The 14,958-nt window shown below is 67.9% G+C and carries 12 protein-coding genes and 1 tRNA gene; 7 read left to right on the top strand and 6 right to left on the bottom strand.

Features of this window, described 5'->3' with window-relative positions; translation table 11 throughout:
- Window positions 1-8: 8 nt before the first annotated feature.
- The 4 genes from KCTC_RS10640 to rarD all read left to right on the top strand — a co-directional run bounded on the left by KCTC_RS10640 (window position 9) and on the right by rarD (window position 5,182).
- A complete protein-coding gene (locus KCTC_RS10640; protein WP_125569254.1) occupies window positions 9-1,397 on the top strand; it encodes a complex I subunit 4 family protein in 1,389 nt (462 codons plus the stop codon).
- A complete protein-coding gene (gene nuoN / locus KCTC_RS10645) occupies window positions 1,394-2,893 on the top strand; it encodes an NADH-quinone oxidoreductase subunit NuoN (protein WP_125569255.1) in 1,500 nt (499 codons plus the stop codon). Before KCTC_RS10640 ends, nuoN begins: the two co-directional genes overlap by 4 nt.
- Window positions 2,890-3,867 carry a polyprenyl synthetase family protein gene (locus KCTC_RS10650; RefSeq protein WP_125569256.1) on the top strand — a complete coding sequence of 326 codons (978 nt, stop codon included), beginning with the start codon at window positions 2,890-2,892 and terminating at the stop codon, window positions 3,865-3,867. Before nuoN ends, KCTC_RS10650 begins: the two co-directional genes overlap by 4 nt.
- Before the next feature lie 343 nt (window positions 3,868-4,210).
- The gene (gene rarD / locus KCTC_RS10655) at window positions 4,211-5,182 is read left to right on the top strand and encodes an EamA family transporter RarD (RefSeq protein WP_197715178.1); all 972 of its coding nucleotides are present in this window, start codon (window positions 4,211-4,213) and stop codon (window positions 5,180-5,182) included.
- On the opposite strand, the gene KCTC_RS14800 is transcribed toward rarD, so the two are convergent.
- From KCTC_RS14800 to KCTC_RS10670, 4 genes are all read right to left on the bottom strand, one after another.
- Window positions 5,069-5,527: an RrF2 family transcriptional regulator gene (locus KCTC_RS14800; RefSeq protein WP_174233043.1), complete on the bottom strand. Its 459-nt coding sequence runs from the start codon at window positions 5,525-5,527 to the stop codon at window positions 5,069-5,071. The two genes, rarD and KCTC_RS14800, sit on opposite strands and share 114 nt — an antisense overlap.
- A gap of 64 nt (window positions 5,528-5,591) precedes the next feature.
- Window positions 5,592-6,851, bottom strand: coding sequence for an RNA polymerase sigma factor (locus KCTC_RS10660; protein WP_125569257.1), 1,260 nt, complete (start codon window positions 6,849-6,851; stop codon window positions 5,592-5,594).
- A gap of 41 nt (window positions 6,852-6,892) precedes the next feature.
- Window positions 6,893-7,270, bottom strand: a complete 378-nt coding sequence (locus KCTC_RS10665; protein ID WP_125569258.1) for a YciI family protein — start codon at window positions 7,268-7,270, stop codon at window positions 6,893-6,895.
- A gap of 121 nt (window positions 7,271-7,391) precedes the next feature.
- Window positions 7,392-7,883 carry a YajQ family cyclic di-GMP-binding protein gene (locus tag KCTC_RS10670; RefSeq protein ID WP_125569259.1) on the bottom strand — a complete coding sequence of 164 codons (492 nt, stop codon included), beginning with the start codon at window positions 7,881-7,883 and terminating at the stop codon, window positions 7,392-7,394.
- An 87-nt stretch (window positions 7,884-7,970) separates the two neighbouring features.
- On the opposite strand from KCTC_RS10670, the gene KCTC_RS10675 reads away from it, so the two are divergent.
- The 3 genes from KCTC_RS10675 (at window position 7,971) to katG (ending at window position 10,819) form a co-directional block, all read left to right on the top strand.
- A tRNA-Tyr gene (locus KCTC_RS10675) sits at window positions 7,971-8,051 on the top strand.
- A 93-nt stretch (window positions 8,052-8,144) separates the two neighbouring features.
- Entirely contained in the window at window positions 8,145-8,609 is a 465-nt protein-coding gene (locus KCTC_RS10680) for a Fur family transcriptional regulator (protein WP_125569260.1), read from the top strand.
- A 50-nt stretch (window positions 8,610-8,659) separates the two neighbouring features.
- Window positions 8,660-10,819: a catalase/peroxidase HPI gene (gene katG, locus KCTC_RS10685; RefSeq protein WP_125569261.1), complete on the top strand. Its 2,160-nt coding sequence runs from the start codon at window positions 8,660-8,662 to the stop codon at window positions 10,817-10,819.
- A 63-nt stretch (window positions 10,820-10,882) separates the two neighbouring features.
- Here katG and KCTC_RS10690 read toward each other — a convergent pair whose 3' ends face one another.
- Complete coding sequence (locus KCTC_RS10690) at window positions 10,883-12,175, bottom strand: 2-oxo acid dehydrogenase subunit E2 (protein ID WP_125569262.1); 1,293 nt, start codon at window positions 12,173-12,175, stop codon at window positions 10,883-10,885.
- Between the two features lie 10 nt (window positions 12,176-12,185).
- The gene (aceE, locus tag KCTC_RS10695) at window positions 12,186-14,828 is read right to left on the bottom strand and encodes a pyruvate dehydrogenase (acetyl-transferring), homodimeric type (protein ID WP_125569263.1); all 2,643 of its coding nucleotides are present in this window, start codon (window positions 14,826-14,828) and stop codon (window positions 12,186-12,188) included.
- Window positions 14,829-14,958 lie beyond the last annotated feature (130 nt).

Raw genomic sequence — 14,958 nt, forward strand, 5'->3', positions numbered from 1 at the left:
GGCAGTCAATGAACGCAGCCATCTGGATCCTCCCGCTGGTGCCGCTGCTCGGCAGCGGAGTCACCTTCCTCACCCGCAACCGCAGCGCTGCTCTTGGGTCGGCGCTGTTGACCCTCGCGGCAGGCATCGTCGCCGTCACTGGCGACAAGCACGTCGATGTGATGTGGATCCGCGACTTCGGCGTGCATTTCGCGCTCGGCCTGGACGGCATGGGTCGACTGATGGTCCTGCTGACCGTGTCGCTGGTGCCGATCGTTCTGGTCGCCGCCCGCAAGCACCCGCCGATGTGGATGGCCTGGGCGCTGATCCTGCAGGCGACCGCACTCGGCGTCTTCCTGGCCGAGGACCTCTTCACCTTCTACATCTTCTTCGAGGCCACGCTCATCCCGGCCTACTTCCTGATCGGACTCGTCGGTGGTCCAGACCGCGGCCGCTCGGCGATGAAGTTCCTGATGTATCAGGTCGGTGGCGGCCTGGTCCTCCTCGGTGGGCTGGTCGGCTACTACGCCGCCGGCGCGCACAGCTATCTGCTGAGCGATCTCCACCAGGTCCACCTGAGCACGACCGCCGAGCGCTGGCTGTTCGTCAGCTTCTTCATCGCGTTCGCGGCGAAGGCGCCGCTGGTCCCGCTGCATACCTGGCTCGCCGACACCACTGAACAAGCCACTCCGGCGACCTCGATCCTGTTGGTCTGCATCCTCGACAAGATCGGCACGTTCGCGATGATCCGGTATTGCCTCGGGCTGTTCCCGGACGCATCGCGCTGGGCCACTCCCGTCGTGCTCGCGATCGCGCTGATCTCGGTCGTGTACGGCGCCGTGCTCGCCCTCGCCCAGACGAACGTGCTGCGGCTGATCGGTCTGACCTCGTTGTCGCACTTCGGTCTGATCACGGTCGGCGTGTTCGTCGGGACGGCGACCGGCCTGCAGGGGTCGATTTCGTACATGGTCAACCACGGCATCGTCACCGGGGCGCTGCTCGCCGCCGCCGCCATGGTGATCGCACGCACCGGCACCCCGGAGTTGAGGGCGTACGCGGGGCTCGAGGGTCGCGCACCGCGGCTGGCGGCAGCGTTCCTGATCACCGCGCTCGCCACCGCTGGCCTGCCCGGTCTGTCCCAGTTCGTGTCGGAGGTGCTCGTCCTGATCGCCGGCTTCGCGTACTCACCCTGGGTCGGCGCGATCGCGGTCACCTCGATCGTGCTCGCAGCCGCGTACGCCCTGTGGACCTATCAGCGGATCTTCACCGGGCCCGCCACGACCCGTGAGGGCGTCGTGGACCTCACCGCTTCCGAGGGACTGGTGCTCGTGCCGCTGCTGTCGGCGATGGTCGTGTTCGGTTTCTGGCCGCAGCCGATCCTGGATGCCGCGCACGCGGCGGTGGGGGTGCTCCGATGACGATCGACGCTGGGCACATCAACTACGGAGTGCTGTGGCCGACGCTGACGGTCTTCGGTGCTGCCTGCGTGGCCGTCCTGGGTGAGGCGTTCCTCCCGCGTACGGCCCGCACCCGGTTGCAGCCGCTGCTCGCTCTCGCCGCGCTCGTCACGGCCTTTGTCGGAGTAGCCGCCAGCCACCCGAGCCACACCACCGAGCTCACGCTCGACGGCCCCGGGCTGGTCTGGCAGGGGCTCGCGCTGCTCGCCTCGATCCTCGGCGTACTCCTCTTCACCGAGAACCGCCTCGACATCAGCCCGTTCGTCGGGCAGGCCGCTGTCCTGCCCGGAACGCGCGAGGAGGCCGCCGCCACCCACCGCCTCATCCACACCGAGGCGTACGCGCTGCTGCTCTTCGCCGCCGGCGGGATGATGCTGCTCCCGGTCGCGAACGACGTGCTGCTGCTGTTCGTGGCGATCGAGGTGCTCAGCCTGCCGCTCTATGTGCTGACCGGTCTGGCCCGCAAGCGTCGCCTGCTGTCGCAGGAGGCCTCGCTCAAGTACTTCCTGCTCGGTGCCTTCGCCTCGGGCTTCCTCGTGTACGGCATCGCACTGGCGTACGGGGCGAGCGGCTCGATGCAGCTCGCGGACCTCGGCAAGGCTCATGGGGCGCTGGCGTGGACGGCGCTGGCTCTGCTCGCCGTCGGGCTGTTGTTCAAGGTCGGCGCGGTGCCGTTCCACACCTGGACCCCGGACGTCTATCAGGGAGCGCCGACGCCGGTCGCGGCCTGGATGAGCGCCGCCACCAAGGTCGCTGCAGCCGGTGCGTTGACTCGCCTGCTGTGGATCGGTTTTGGTGCCGACCCGTCAGCGTGGCGGCCGGTGATCGCGATCATTGCGGCTCTGTCGATGGCCCTCGGGTCGGCTTTCGCTGTTGCGCAGACCGATGTTAAGCGACTCCTCGCGTACTCAGCGATCGCACACACCGGATTCCTCCTCGTCGGCATCCTCGGCACCACCAGCGGCACGATGACTGCTTCGCGTGCGGTGATGCTCTACCTGGTGGCGTACGTGCCGTCCTCGATCGGCGCCTTCGCGCTGGTGTCGCTGGTGCGGAAGTCGAGCGGGGAATCCACCGACCTGGACTCGTGGGCGGGCATCGGCCGTCGGCACCCCTGGTTCGGCTTCGCGTTCGCGATCCTGCTGATCTCCATGGCCGGCATCCCGCCGACGGTCGGCTTCCTCGGCAAGTGGGGCGTCTTCGCGACCGCGCTCGCCGCGCACCAGTACGCGATCGTGATGATCGGTCTGGCCTGCAGCGTCGTCTCGGTCTTCTTCTATGCCCGGGTCCTGCTCACCATGTTCTTTGCGCTGCAGCCGGGCCGCGGCCTGGTGCACCGGCCGGCCTGGCCGACGGTCGCGGTGATCGCGGTGTGCGTCGCGGCAACGCTGGCTTTCGGGTTGATCCCCGCCCCGATGCTGTCGGTACTGCGTCATGCGGGAGACTTGTTGGTGTGAGTTCGAGCACCTTGGCGATCGCTGTCGCGGACGAGGCTCTTGAGGCGCGCCTCCGGGCCCGGTTGGCCTCGGTCGAGATCGCGTTGGCGCAGGACGTACGCTCGCGGGCGCCGTTCGTCGCCGAGGCCGCATCGCACCTGATGGCCGCTGGCGGGAAACGCTTCCGCCCGCTGCTCGTGCTCCTCGCCGCCGAATGCGGCCCGCGCACCGAGTCAGCCGATGTCGAGGTCGCCGCGCGGGCGGTGGAGCTCGTCCATCTCGCCTCGCTCTATCACGACGACGTCATGGACGAGGCGCTCGTACGCCGCTCGGCCGACTCGGCCAACGCCCGCTACGACAACCGCGTCGCGATCCTCACCGGCGACTGGCTGTTCGCCCGGTCCTCCGAACTCACCGCGCAGCTCGGTCCCGAAGCAGTCAGGATCCAGGCCGAGACCTTCGGTCGACTGGTCGAGGGACAGATCCTTGAAGGCGTGACACCGACCGGTGACGCGGTCGAACACCACCTCGAGGTCGTCGCGGGCAAAACCGGCGCGCTGCTGGCCACGTCCGCGCGCTACGGCGCGATGTTCTCGGGGGCGTCCGCGGAGATCGTCGCCGCCCTGACCGAGTACGGCGAACTCATCGGCACCGCGTTCCAACTGTCCGACGACATCCTCGACATCGCTTCCGACGAGTCCGGCAAGACGCCCGGAACGGACCTGCGCGAAGGCGTACCGACGCTACCGACGCTGCTTGCCCGGGCGAACGGCGAGACGGCCGTACTCGATGCCCTCGCCGGGGATCTGACCCAGGACGCCCCGCTCGCGGCGGCCGTCGCCGTCCTGCGCGAGTCCAAGTCGCTGCAGGCTGCGCGCGAATACGTCATCGGCGAGGCCGAGCGCGCGAAGGCCGTCCTCTCGGTGGTGCCTGACGGCTCGGTCCGCACGGCGCTGGTGGCCTTCGCCGACGCCGTCGCCACCCGCACGCGCTGACGGACGGCGCGTTCGCCGCGTTGTCGGACCACTCGACGGCCCAGGAGGCCGCCTTCGGGTCCTCCGCCTTGCGACCGCGCGCGTCCGGCACCGCGTGAACCGCTGATCCGCCGAGACCCGGCATCTGTCACGCCGAGACCCGGCATCCGTCACGCCGAGACCCGGCATCTGGCGGGGTGCCGCTCGCCGGCGAAACATTTCAGGGCATGTCGCGGACCGACGCACATATGTCCTCGACCCGTCGCATGTCCTGAATAGTTGCGGGGGCTCGCCGCGGCCAGGTCCCTGCCGCGGTCTTGAATCGGTTCGCGCGTTCGGTGCCGCCGCAGATACGTTGGCGGACATGGACACGCGCCGGGGCATTGCGTACGGCGTCGCGGCCTATGTGATGTGGGGTCTGGTGCCCCTGTTCTGGCCGCTGCTTCAACCCGCCGGCGCGATCGAGTTGTTGTCGCACCGGTTCGTCTGGTCGCTGCTGCTCATGGTGTTCCTGATCGTCGCCCTGCGGCGCGTACGCCCGACGCTGGCTCTCGTGCGAAACCGCCGAACTGCCCTGCTGCTCGCGGTCGCCGCGGTCACGATCACCTCGAACTGGGGCTTCTACATCTGGGGCGTCAACACCGGCCGTGTCGTGGAGACGAGTCTGGGCTACTTCATCAATCCGCTCGTCTCGATCGCGATGGGGGTCCTGATCTTTCGCGAGCGCCTCCGCCGGATGCAGTGGCTTGCGCTCGGCGTCGCCATGGCAGCGATCGTCGTCCTCACGGTCGACTACGGGCACGCGCCGTGGCTGGCACTCGTCCTGGCGTTCTCGTTCGGGACGTACGGACTGGTCAAGAAGGCCGCCGGCGCGGGTGCCTTCGACTCACTCACGGTGGAGACCGCGTACGTCGCCCCGCTCGCGTTGGTCTACCTGATCGTCCTCGGCAGCCGCGGACACTTCGCAGGGAACCCCGGCCACATGCTGCTCTTCGCCGCCACCGGCATCGTGACGGCGTTGCCGCTGATCTGCTTCGGCGCAGCTGCGACTCGCGTCCCGATGGTCACGCTGGGACTGCTGCAGTACCTCGCGCCGATCCTCCAGTTCGCGATCGGCGTGTTGATCCGTCACGAGCCGATGTCGACCGGGCGCTGGATCGGCTTCTCGATCGTGTGGGTCGCACTCGCGATCTTCGCGTACGACGCGGTGCGCGTGGCTCGCTCAGTGCGAGGTCCAGGCGTCCTCGTCAGCGGTCCGGGCGGTGACCTCGGTGGGCAGTTCGCCGGTGGCGAGCGCGGCGATGGAGACCTTCTCGAAGACGTCGCGCAGGGCTGACCGGGCGGCGATCCAGACGTGCTGGAGTACGCGGGCCTCGCCGGCGTACTCGACCAGTTCCGGCCGGAGGCCGTACACGCTGACGAGCGGGCCGTCGACTGCGCGGATCACGTCGGCGATCGAGATGTCCTCGGGCTTGCGTGCGAGCCGCCAGCCGCCGGACTGGCCGCGCTGGGAGATCACGATGCCGCTCTTGCGCAGGTCGGCGAGGATCGCCTGGAGGAAGCCGTGCGGGATGTCCTGCGTACGCCCGAGTTCCTCGGCGCTCACAGCCTTGCCGTCCTCGCGAACGCTGATCGCAATCAACGCCCGGAGGGCATAGTCAGACTTGGCCGAAACACGCACGAGTCCATCATTTCAGATGTGTCGATCAATCTGATCGACATTCGGGCCGGGCAGCGAGCTGACCTCAGCTGGACGCTCCGTGATCGCTGTCCACGGCACGTCGGAGCAGCAACGCCCGTTCGCTCTCGTTGTCGGTCAGCTCGGCTGCCTCACGGAAGGCTGAGGCCGCCTCCGGGTGTCGGCCAGCCCGGTCCAGCAGGTCGCCGCGCACGCTGGGCGGCAGGTGCGATCCCGGAAGAGACACGCCTTCCAGGATCGCCAGGCCTTCCTCCGGCCCGAAGGCTCGCCCGTACGCAACCGCTCGGTTGACCTCCACGACGGGTCCCGGGGCGGCTTGCGCGAGGACGTCGTACAGATCGGCGATGGCGCGCCAGTCGGTCTCCGAGGGATCGGCGGCGCGGGCGTGATGGGCGGCGATGGCCGCCTGAAGGTAGTAGCGGCCGACCGGCTTGCCGGTCGCAGCGAGCCGCGACGCGCGATCCAGCGCCGCCAGGCCGCGCCGAATGAGCAACTCGTCCCAGAGGCTTCTGTCTTGGTCGTCCAGGAGGACCGCATTCCCGGTCGCGTCCACCCGTGCCGGGCTTCGTGAGGCCTGCAGCTCCAGCAGAGCCTGCAGCCCGTGGACATCCGGCTCGTCGGGGATGAGACCTGCCAGCATTCGCGCCAGCCGGATGGCCTCGTGCGTGAGTTCGGGACGCATCCAATCCCCGCCGGCGGTGGCGGTGTAGCCCTCGTTGAAGATCAGGTAGACGACGGTCATCACGTCGTCCAAGCGGGCTGCGCGCTCGTCCCCGACCGGCAACTCGAAGTTGGCGCGCGCGTCAGCGAGTGTCTTCTTCGCTCGTGAGATTCGCTGACCCATCGCGGACTCGGCCACGAGGAAGCTCCGGGCGATCTCCCCGGTGGTGAGGCCCCCGACGAGCCGCAGCGTCAATGCGGCCCGCGAGTCCGGGGTGAGCGATGGGTGGCAGGACAGGAAGATCAGCCGAAGGACGTCGTCCTCGATGAAGTCGACCTGCGAGGTGAGGTCGGGCATCCCGTCCTCCTCTGTGAGGCCATGACCGAGCAGTTCGGTCTTGTGGCGCAGGTTCTCGGCGCGCCGAAAGGTGTCGATGGCACGGCGCTTCGCGGTGGTCATCAACCAGCCGCCGGGATTGTCGGGGACCCCAGCGGTGGGCCACGACTCGAGCGCGCTCAGCAGCGCATCTTGGGCGAGGTCCTCCGCGAGGTCCAGGTCCCGGGTGATCCGCGTCAGCGCGCCGACCAGCCGGGCGGACTCGGCACGCCAGACCGCGGTGATGGTGTCGACCACGGTCTCGCCCATGCGGTCAGCGTAGAGAGCCGACCGCATGGGCGCATCAACCGTCAGGCGTCGGAGGACTCCGGCTGCTCGTCGGAGATCTGGCGCAGAGTCGCGACCATCCGGCACTCGGGCCAGTACGTGGCGTGCAGGTCCGCGAACTCCTGCTGGCCCGCGATGGCCTCCTCGAGGGTGTCGTACTGCAGCAGTGCCCAACCGCCGACCACTTCCTTGGCCTCGGCGTACGGGCCGTCCACCCGGGTGACCTCGCCCTTCTTCACCACGAAGTTGACCGCGTCCTCGGTGCCGAACAGGCCGCCACCGTCCAGGAAGTGTCCAGCTCCGGCCTGCTCGCCGATGTACTTGTCCATCGCCTCGAACAGAGCCTGCGGCGGCAGTCCGCCGCCCTCTTCCATCTTCACGAATCCCATGAACCGCGGCATTGCTTGCTCCTCACGATGGTGGCCGCCGCTGTTCGGCGGCCCGGTTGCTCATACGTCGAACGGCATCCTGCGATTTCGACACGAGCTGTTGAAGATGTCGTACGGGCTTGGTCGGTGCGGGTCAGCGGTAGTTGACGAACTGGACCGCGAAGTCCCAGTCGGCACCGCGTACGAGCGTCTGCACGGCCTGCAGGTCGTCGCGTGACTTGGAGGAGACCCGGAGTTCATCGCCCTGGATCTGTGCCTTGATCGACTTCGGCCCCTCGTCCCGGATCAACTTGGAGACCTTCTTGGCGTCCTCCTGGGAGATGCCCTCCTTGAGCGAGATGGCGATCTTGGAGACCTGCCCGGACTGGCGCGGCTCGCCGGCGTCGAGGATCTTGAGCGAGAGCTGGCGCTTGATGAGCTTGTCCTGGAAGACGCTGAGTACGGCACTGGCGCGGTCGTCCGCCGAGGCGCTGATCTCGATGGCGGAATCGCCCTTCCACTCGATCGTGGCGCCGGTGCCCTTGAAGTCGAAGCGCTGCGAGATCTCGCGGGCGGTCTGGCCGAGAGCGTTGTCGACTTCCTGGCGGTCGTACTTGCTGACGATGTCGAATGAGCTGTCGGCCATGGGTCCTCCTGAGGCAGTGACGTTTTCGGGCGTGCGCCCGACCTGCGCTATTCTTCCGAACCGTTGCCTACCTTGTGTAGGCGGCATGGCAGATTGCCCGAGCGGCCAATGGGAGCGGACTGTAAATCCGTCGGGAAACCTCCGAAGGTTCGAATCCTTCATCTGCCACGGACTGGCCCCGAACGAGAGTTCGGGGCCTTTTTCGTTCCTGTTTCCGTCAAGTTCTCTTGACTCATTCCAAACTGGCTGTAGGTTGGAGGCATGACCTCCACCGAATCGCACTCCAGCGAGCGGATTCGTGCCGCGGGTCTTCGCGCCACGCTGCAGCGGGCCTCGGTCCTCGACGTACTGGCGTTGCAGCCGGGCCATCACACCGTCGAGACCGTGCACGGCTGGGCGGAGGACCTGCTCGGCTCGATGAGCATGCAGGCGACGTACGACGTCCTGGGCGCGCTCGCCGAGGTCGGTCTGGTGCGGCGGATCGAGACCCCCGGCCAACCGGCGAGGTACGAGGCTCGGGCCGGCGACAACCATCACCACTTCGTGTGTCGTACGTGTGGATCCACGATCGACATCGACTGCGCGACCGGCGCCGCGCCCTGCCTGGTGCCCTTCGAACTTCCCACTGGTTTCGTCGTCGACGAGGCCGAGGTGACCTATTGGGGCCAGTGCCGCGACTGTGCGGCGGCCCCGGGTGAGGGGAGTGACGCGACCTCGCCCGACTGATCCACCCGCACGACCGACTCTGTTCCCATTTCAAACCCGAAGGACTTGTCATGACCGAGACCAGCAACGCCGCCGGCTGCCCCGTCGCCCACGGAGGGCGTACGCACCCCACGAGCGGTTCCGCCAACACGGAGTGGTGGCCCAACAAGCTCAACCTGAGGATCCTCGCCAAGCACCCCGAGGCGACCAACCCGCTCGGCGCCGACTTCGACTACGTCAAGGCCTTCGAGGCGCTCGACCTGGCCGCGGTGAAGGCTGACATCGCCGTTGTCCTCACCGACTCCAAGGACTGGTGGCCGGCCGACTTCGGTCACTACGGCCCGCTGATGATCCGTCTGGCGTGGCACGCGGCGGGTACGTACCGCTCCGGCGACGGCCGCGGTGGCGCAGGTACGGGTCAGCAGCGCTTTGCGCCGCTCAACTCGTGGCCCGACAACGTCAACCTCGACAAGGCCCGTCGTCTGCTGTGGCCGGTCAAGAAGAAGTACGGCCAGTCCCTGTCCTGGGCCGACCTCTTCGTGCTGGTCGGCAACGTCGCGCTCGAGGACATGGGTCTCAAGACATTCGGCTTCAGCGGTGGCCGCGCCGACGTGTGGGAGTCCGACGACGACGTGTACTGGGGCCCGGAGAAGGTCTGGCTCGACGACGAGCGCTACACCGGAGACCGCGACCTCGAGGCTCCCCTGGCAGCGGTCCAGATGGGTCTGATCTACGTCAACCCGACCGGCCCGAACGGTGACCCGGACCCGCTCAAGGCGGCCGTGGACATCCGCGAGACGTTCCGCCGGATGGGCATGGACGACGAGGAGACCGTCGCGCTGATCGCCGGTGGCCACACCTTCGGCAAGGCTCACGGTGCCGCGGACGAGGAGCACAAGGGTGCCGATCCGGAGGCGGCGTCGATCGAGGAGCAGGGCTTCGGCTGGACCTCCTCGTACGGCACCGGCCACGGCGCCGACACCATCTCCTCGGGCCTCGAGGTCACCTGGACCCAGGCTCCGGCGCAGTGGACGAACTACTTCTTCGAGAACCTCTTCGGGTACGAGTGGGAGCTCACCGAGTCGCCCGCCGGCGCCCCGCAGTGGGTCGCGAAGGACGCCGAGGATGTCATCCCCGGTGCGCACGGTGAGGGCTCCAAGAAGCCGACCATGCTGACCACCGACCTCTCCCTGCGGATCGACCCGGCGTACGAGGCGATCTCGCGTCGCTTCCTCGCGGACCAGGATGCCTTCGCGGACGCGTTCGCCCGTGCCTGGTTCAAGCTCACGCACCGTGACCTCGGCCCGAAGTCGCGTTACGTCGGACCGGAGGTCCCGGCGGAGGACCTGATCTGGCAGGACCCGCTCCCGGCACAGACGGCAGCGACCGACGCGGCCTCGATCGCCACGGCCAAGGAGCTCATCGCAGCTTCCGGCCTCAGCGTCGCCGACCTCGTCTCCACCGCGTGGAAGGCCGCGGCCACGTACCGCGACTCCGACAAGCGCGGTGGCGCGAACGGTGGTCGTCTCCGCCTCGAGCCGCAGGTGTCGTGGAAGGTCAACCAGCCGGAGCAGCTCAAGCCGGTCATCGCGAAGCTCGAGGCCGTTGCGGCCGGGTCCGGCCTGTCGTTCGCCGACGTGGTCGTCCTCGCTGGTGGTGTCGGTGTGGAGCAGGCGGCGGCAGCTGCCGGTGCCAGCGTCGAGGTGCCGTTCACGGCGGGTCGTGTGGATGCCACCCAGGAGCAGACCTCGGTCGAGAACTTCGCCTGGTTGGAGCCGGTGGCCGACGGCTTCCGCAACTACGACAGCGGCTTCCTGAACCTGCCGAGCGAGTTCCTGCTGATCGACCGGGCCAACCTGCTCGGCGTCAGCGCACCGGAGCTCACCGCGCTCGTCGGCGGTCTCCGCGTCCTGGGTGCCAACTGGGACGGTTCGGAGTACGGCGTGTTCACCGACCGACCGGGCCAGCTGACGAACGACTTCTTCGTCAACCTGCTCGAGCTGGGCACCACCTGGACCGCGCTCGACTCCGGCGCCCACGCCTTCCGTGGCACGGCCGAGGGTGGCAAGCAGTGGACGGCCACCCGCGCCGACCTCGTCTTCGGCTCGAACTCCGAGCTCCGCGCGCTGGCCGAGGTGTACGCCTCCGACGACGCGAAGCAGAAGTTCGTCACCGACTTCGTCGCCGCCTGGGTGAAGGTCATGAACGCGGATCGCTTCGATCTCGCGTGAGTTGATGCACGAAGGGCCCCTGACCTTGATCGGTCAGGGGCCCTTCGTCGTTGCGTCAGGAGATCACAGCACGAGGCGGCGTACGTCCTCGACGATCCGACCGAAGTGGGCGACGAACCGGGCGGCCAGCGCACCGTCGATGACCCGGTGGTCGTACGAGAGCGACAGCGGCAGCATCAGCCGCGGCACGAAGGCCTCGCCGTCCCAGACCGGCGCCATCTTCGACCGGACGACCCCGAGGATCGCGACCTCGGGCGCGTTCACGATCGGGGTGAACGAGGTGCCGCCGATGCCGCCGAGGCTGCTGATGGTGAAGCTGGCGCCCTGCATCTCGGCACCGCTCAGTTTGCCCTCGCGAGCACGTGACGACAGGTCGGCCAGTTCGTGGCTCAGCTCGGTGATGCCCTTGCGATCCACGTCGCGGATCACCGGCACCACCAGGCCGCCCTCGGTGTCGACTGCGACCCCGATGTGGACGTAGTCCTTGAGAATCAGGTTGTCGCCGGAGAGCGAACTGTTCACCTCGGGGAACTTCCTCAACGAGGCGGCAGCGGCCTTCAGCAAGAAGCTCAGCAGCGTGACCCGATAGCCCTCGGCCTTCGCTGCCTCGTCGAGTTCGCGACGGTACGCGTCGAGGTCGGTGATGTCGGCCTCGTCGTTGTGGGTCACGTGCGGGATGTTGAGCCAGGAGCGGTGCAGGTACGGTCCCGAGATCTTCTTGATTCGCGACAGCGGCACTTCGTGGATCGGGCCGAACTGCGAGAAGTCGACCGCCGGGATCGGCGGGATGCCCGAACCGCCGCCGGAGGCGCCGCGGGAGGTGTCGTACGCGGTGAGCACGTCCTGTTTCGTGACGCGGCCCCGTCCGCCCGAACCACTGACGCCGTCGAGGTTGATCTCCAGGTCGCGAGCCAGGCGGCGTACGAGCGGAGTGGCCCGCAGCCCGTCTGTGTCGCCGGCGTCGACAGCCGTCTCGGACGTGGCCCTCGTCGCGGTGGCTCCGCCGCGCGCGCCTTGCTCGCTTCGCTCGCTCGTGGGCGCGTCCTCGCCAAGGCTCCTGCGGGCCTCGTCCGAGACGACCGCCGACGCCGGCGCCCCTTCAGAGGCTGCTGGCGACTCAGTCGCCTCTTCGGGCTCGCCGATCGCGATCAGGTCGCCCTTGTTGAGCTTGTCGCCGAGCTTGACGGTCAGGCTGGTGATGGTGCCGGCGAAGGGTGCCGGGATGTCCATGGTGGCCTTGTCGGTCTCCAGGGTGACGAGCGGGTCCTCGGCCGCGACGACCTGTCCGGGCTCGACGAAGATCTCGATGACAGCGACGTCGGTGAAGTTGCCGAGGTCGGGAACCTTGATGTCCAACGAAGTGTCCTTACGCGTGGGCCGGGGTCGGCCGGTCGGGGTTGATGCCGTACTTCTCGATCGCCGCGGCGACCACGTCGCGGGTGACGACCCGCTTGTCGGCGAGGTTGCTGAGCGCGGTGACCGCGATGAAGTAGCGGTCCACCTCGAAGTGGCTGCGCAGCTTCACGCGGTAGTCCGAGCGGCCGAATCCGTCGGTGCCCAGCGCTGTGAACGAGCCCGGCACGAAGCCGGAGATCTGGTCGGCGTACGACTTCATGTAGTCGGTCGCCGCGATCACCGGTGCCTTGCTCTTGCCCAGGCTCTGCTCGACGTACGACTTCCGCGGCTTTTCCAGCGGGTGCAAGGTGTTCCAGCGCTCGACCTCGAGTCCCTCGCGGCGCAACTCGGTGAAGCTGGGCACGCTCCACACGTCGGCGGAGATCCCGAAGTCGTCGCGCAACAGGTCGGCAGCGGCGATCACCTCGCGCAGGATCGTGCCCGAGCCGAGCAACTGCACCTGAGCCGTCTCCGCCGCCGGGCGCAGAAGGTACAGCCCCTTGAGGATGCCCTCCTCGACACCCTCGGGCATCGCCGGATGTTCGTAGTTCTCGTTCATCAGGGTCAGGTAGTAGAAGACATCCTCCTGATCGGCGTACATCCGTCGCAGGCCGTCGGCCACGATGACCGCGAGCTCGTAGGAGTACGTCGGGTCGTAGGAGACGCAGTTCGGGATGAGTGCGGCCTGCAGGTGACTGTGGCCGTCCTCGTGCTGGAGGCCCTCGCCGTTGAGGGTCGTACGCCCCGCGGTGCCGCCGAGGAGGAACCCGCGTGCGCGCATGTCGCCGGCGGCCCAGGCGAGGTCGCCGATCCGCTGGAACCCGAACATCGAGTAGTAGATGTAGAACGGAATCATCGGGGTGTCGCTGGAGGAGTACGACGTCGCGGCAGCGATCCAGGAAGACATCGCGCCGGGCTCGTTGATGCCCTCCTCGAGGATCTGCCCGCCGGCCGCCTCCTTGTAGAAGGCGAGCTGCTCGGCGTCCATCGGCTCGTACAACTGGCCCTGCGGTGCGTAGATGCCGACTTGGCGGAACAGTCCCTCCATGCCGAACGTACGCGCCTCGTCCGGGACGATCGGGACGATCCGCTTGCCGATCTCCTTGTCGCGCAGCAGTTTCGTGAGGATCTGGACGAACGCCATCGTCGTCGAGATCTCACGCCCGTTGGACCCGGCCACCTGAGCCGCGAACGCCTCGATCCCCGGCACAGCCAGAGCCATCGACGTACGTCGGCGCTGGGGGAGGTAGCCGCCGAGATCGGTGCGGTGCGCGTGCAGGTACGCGTGCTCGGGGGAGCCTTCGGGGAACGTGAGGTACGGATAGCTGAGCAGGTCCTCGTCGCTCACCGGCACCGCGAAGCGGTCACGGAACGACCGCAGCGAGTCGTCGTCGACCTTCTTGGCCTGGTGCGCCGTGTTCTGCGCCTCGCCCGCCTTGCCGAGGCCGTACCCCTTGATCGTCTTGGCGAGGATCACGGTCGGCTCGCCGACATGCGCATGGGCCGCCGCGTACGCCGCGTACACCTTCTGTGGGTCGTGGCCACCACGGGTGAGGCGCCAGATCTGGTCGTCGGTCCAGTCGGCCACCATCGCGGCGAGCACGGGGTCGGCGTTGAAGAAGTGCTCGCGCACGTACGCACCGTCGCGGCTCTTGTAGGTCTGGTACTGCCCGTCGACGGCCTGCATCATCCGGCGCTTCAGCGCCCCGGTGGTGTCCTTGGCGAGCAGCTCGTCCCAGCCCGAACCCCAGATCACCTTGATGACGTTCCAGCCGGAGCCGGCGAAGTCGCCCTCGAGTTCCTGGATGATCTTGCCGTTGCCGCGGACCGGACCGTCGAGGCGCTGCAGGTTGCAGTTGATGACGAAGACGAGGTTGTCGAGGTTCTCGCGGCCGGCCAGCGAGATCGCGCCGAGCGACTCCGGCTCGTCCATCTCGCCGTCGCCGAGGAAGGCCCAGACCTTGCGGTTGGAGGTGTCGGCCAGTCCGCGCGCGTGCAGGTATTTGAGGAAGCGTGCCTGGTAGATCGCCATCAGCGGACCGAGGCCCATGGAGACCGTCGGGAACTGCCAGAAGTCCGGCATCAGCCAGGGGTGGGGGTAGGACGACAGCCCGTGACCGCCGGTCTCCTGGCGGAAGTTGTCGAGCTGGTCCTCAGTCAGGCGGCCTTCGACAAAGGCGCGCGAGTAGATGCCCGGTGAGCAGTGCCCCTGGATGTAGACGAGGTCGCCGCCGTGGCCCTCGGCCGGCGCGTGCCAGAGGTGCTGGAAGCCGGTCTCGTAGAGGGTCGCGGCCGACTGGTAGCTGGCCAGGTGGCCGCCCAACTCGCTCGACTCCTTGTTGGCGCGCAGCACCATCATCATCGCGTTCCAACGCACGACCGCCCGGATGCGGCGCTCCATCTCGATGTCGCCGGGGTACGCCGGCTCCTCTTCGGGCCAGATCGTGTTCACGTACGGCGTGGTCGCGGTGAACGGCACTCGCGCGCCGAGCCTGCGAGCCTCTTCGACCAGCTGTTCGAGCAGGAAGGCCGTACGCGGTTCGCCGTCGAATTCGAGCACGCTGGCGAGTGCTTCGCGCCATTCGGCTGTCTCGACGGGATCGATGTCGGTCATGAACGAGCCCCTTGAGGGTGGAGGGTGACGTGCGTCACCATCCTTGCCTCATCGGGGTCGCGCGTCCAATGCCGAATTGGCGATCGACACATGCGTTCCATGCATGAGTATTCGGAAATACATGTCGCAT

The sequence above is a fragment of the Nocardioides baekrokdamisoli genome (assembly GCF_003945325.1).
GTDB lineage: Bacteria > Actinomycetota > Actinomycetes > Propionibacteriales > Nocardioidaceae > Nocardioides > Nocardioides baekrokdamisoli.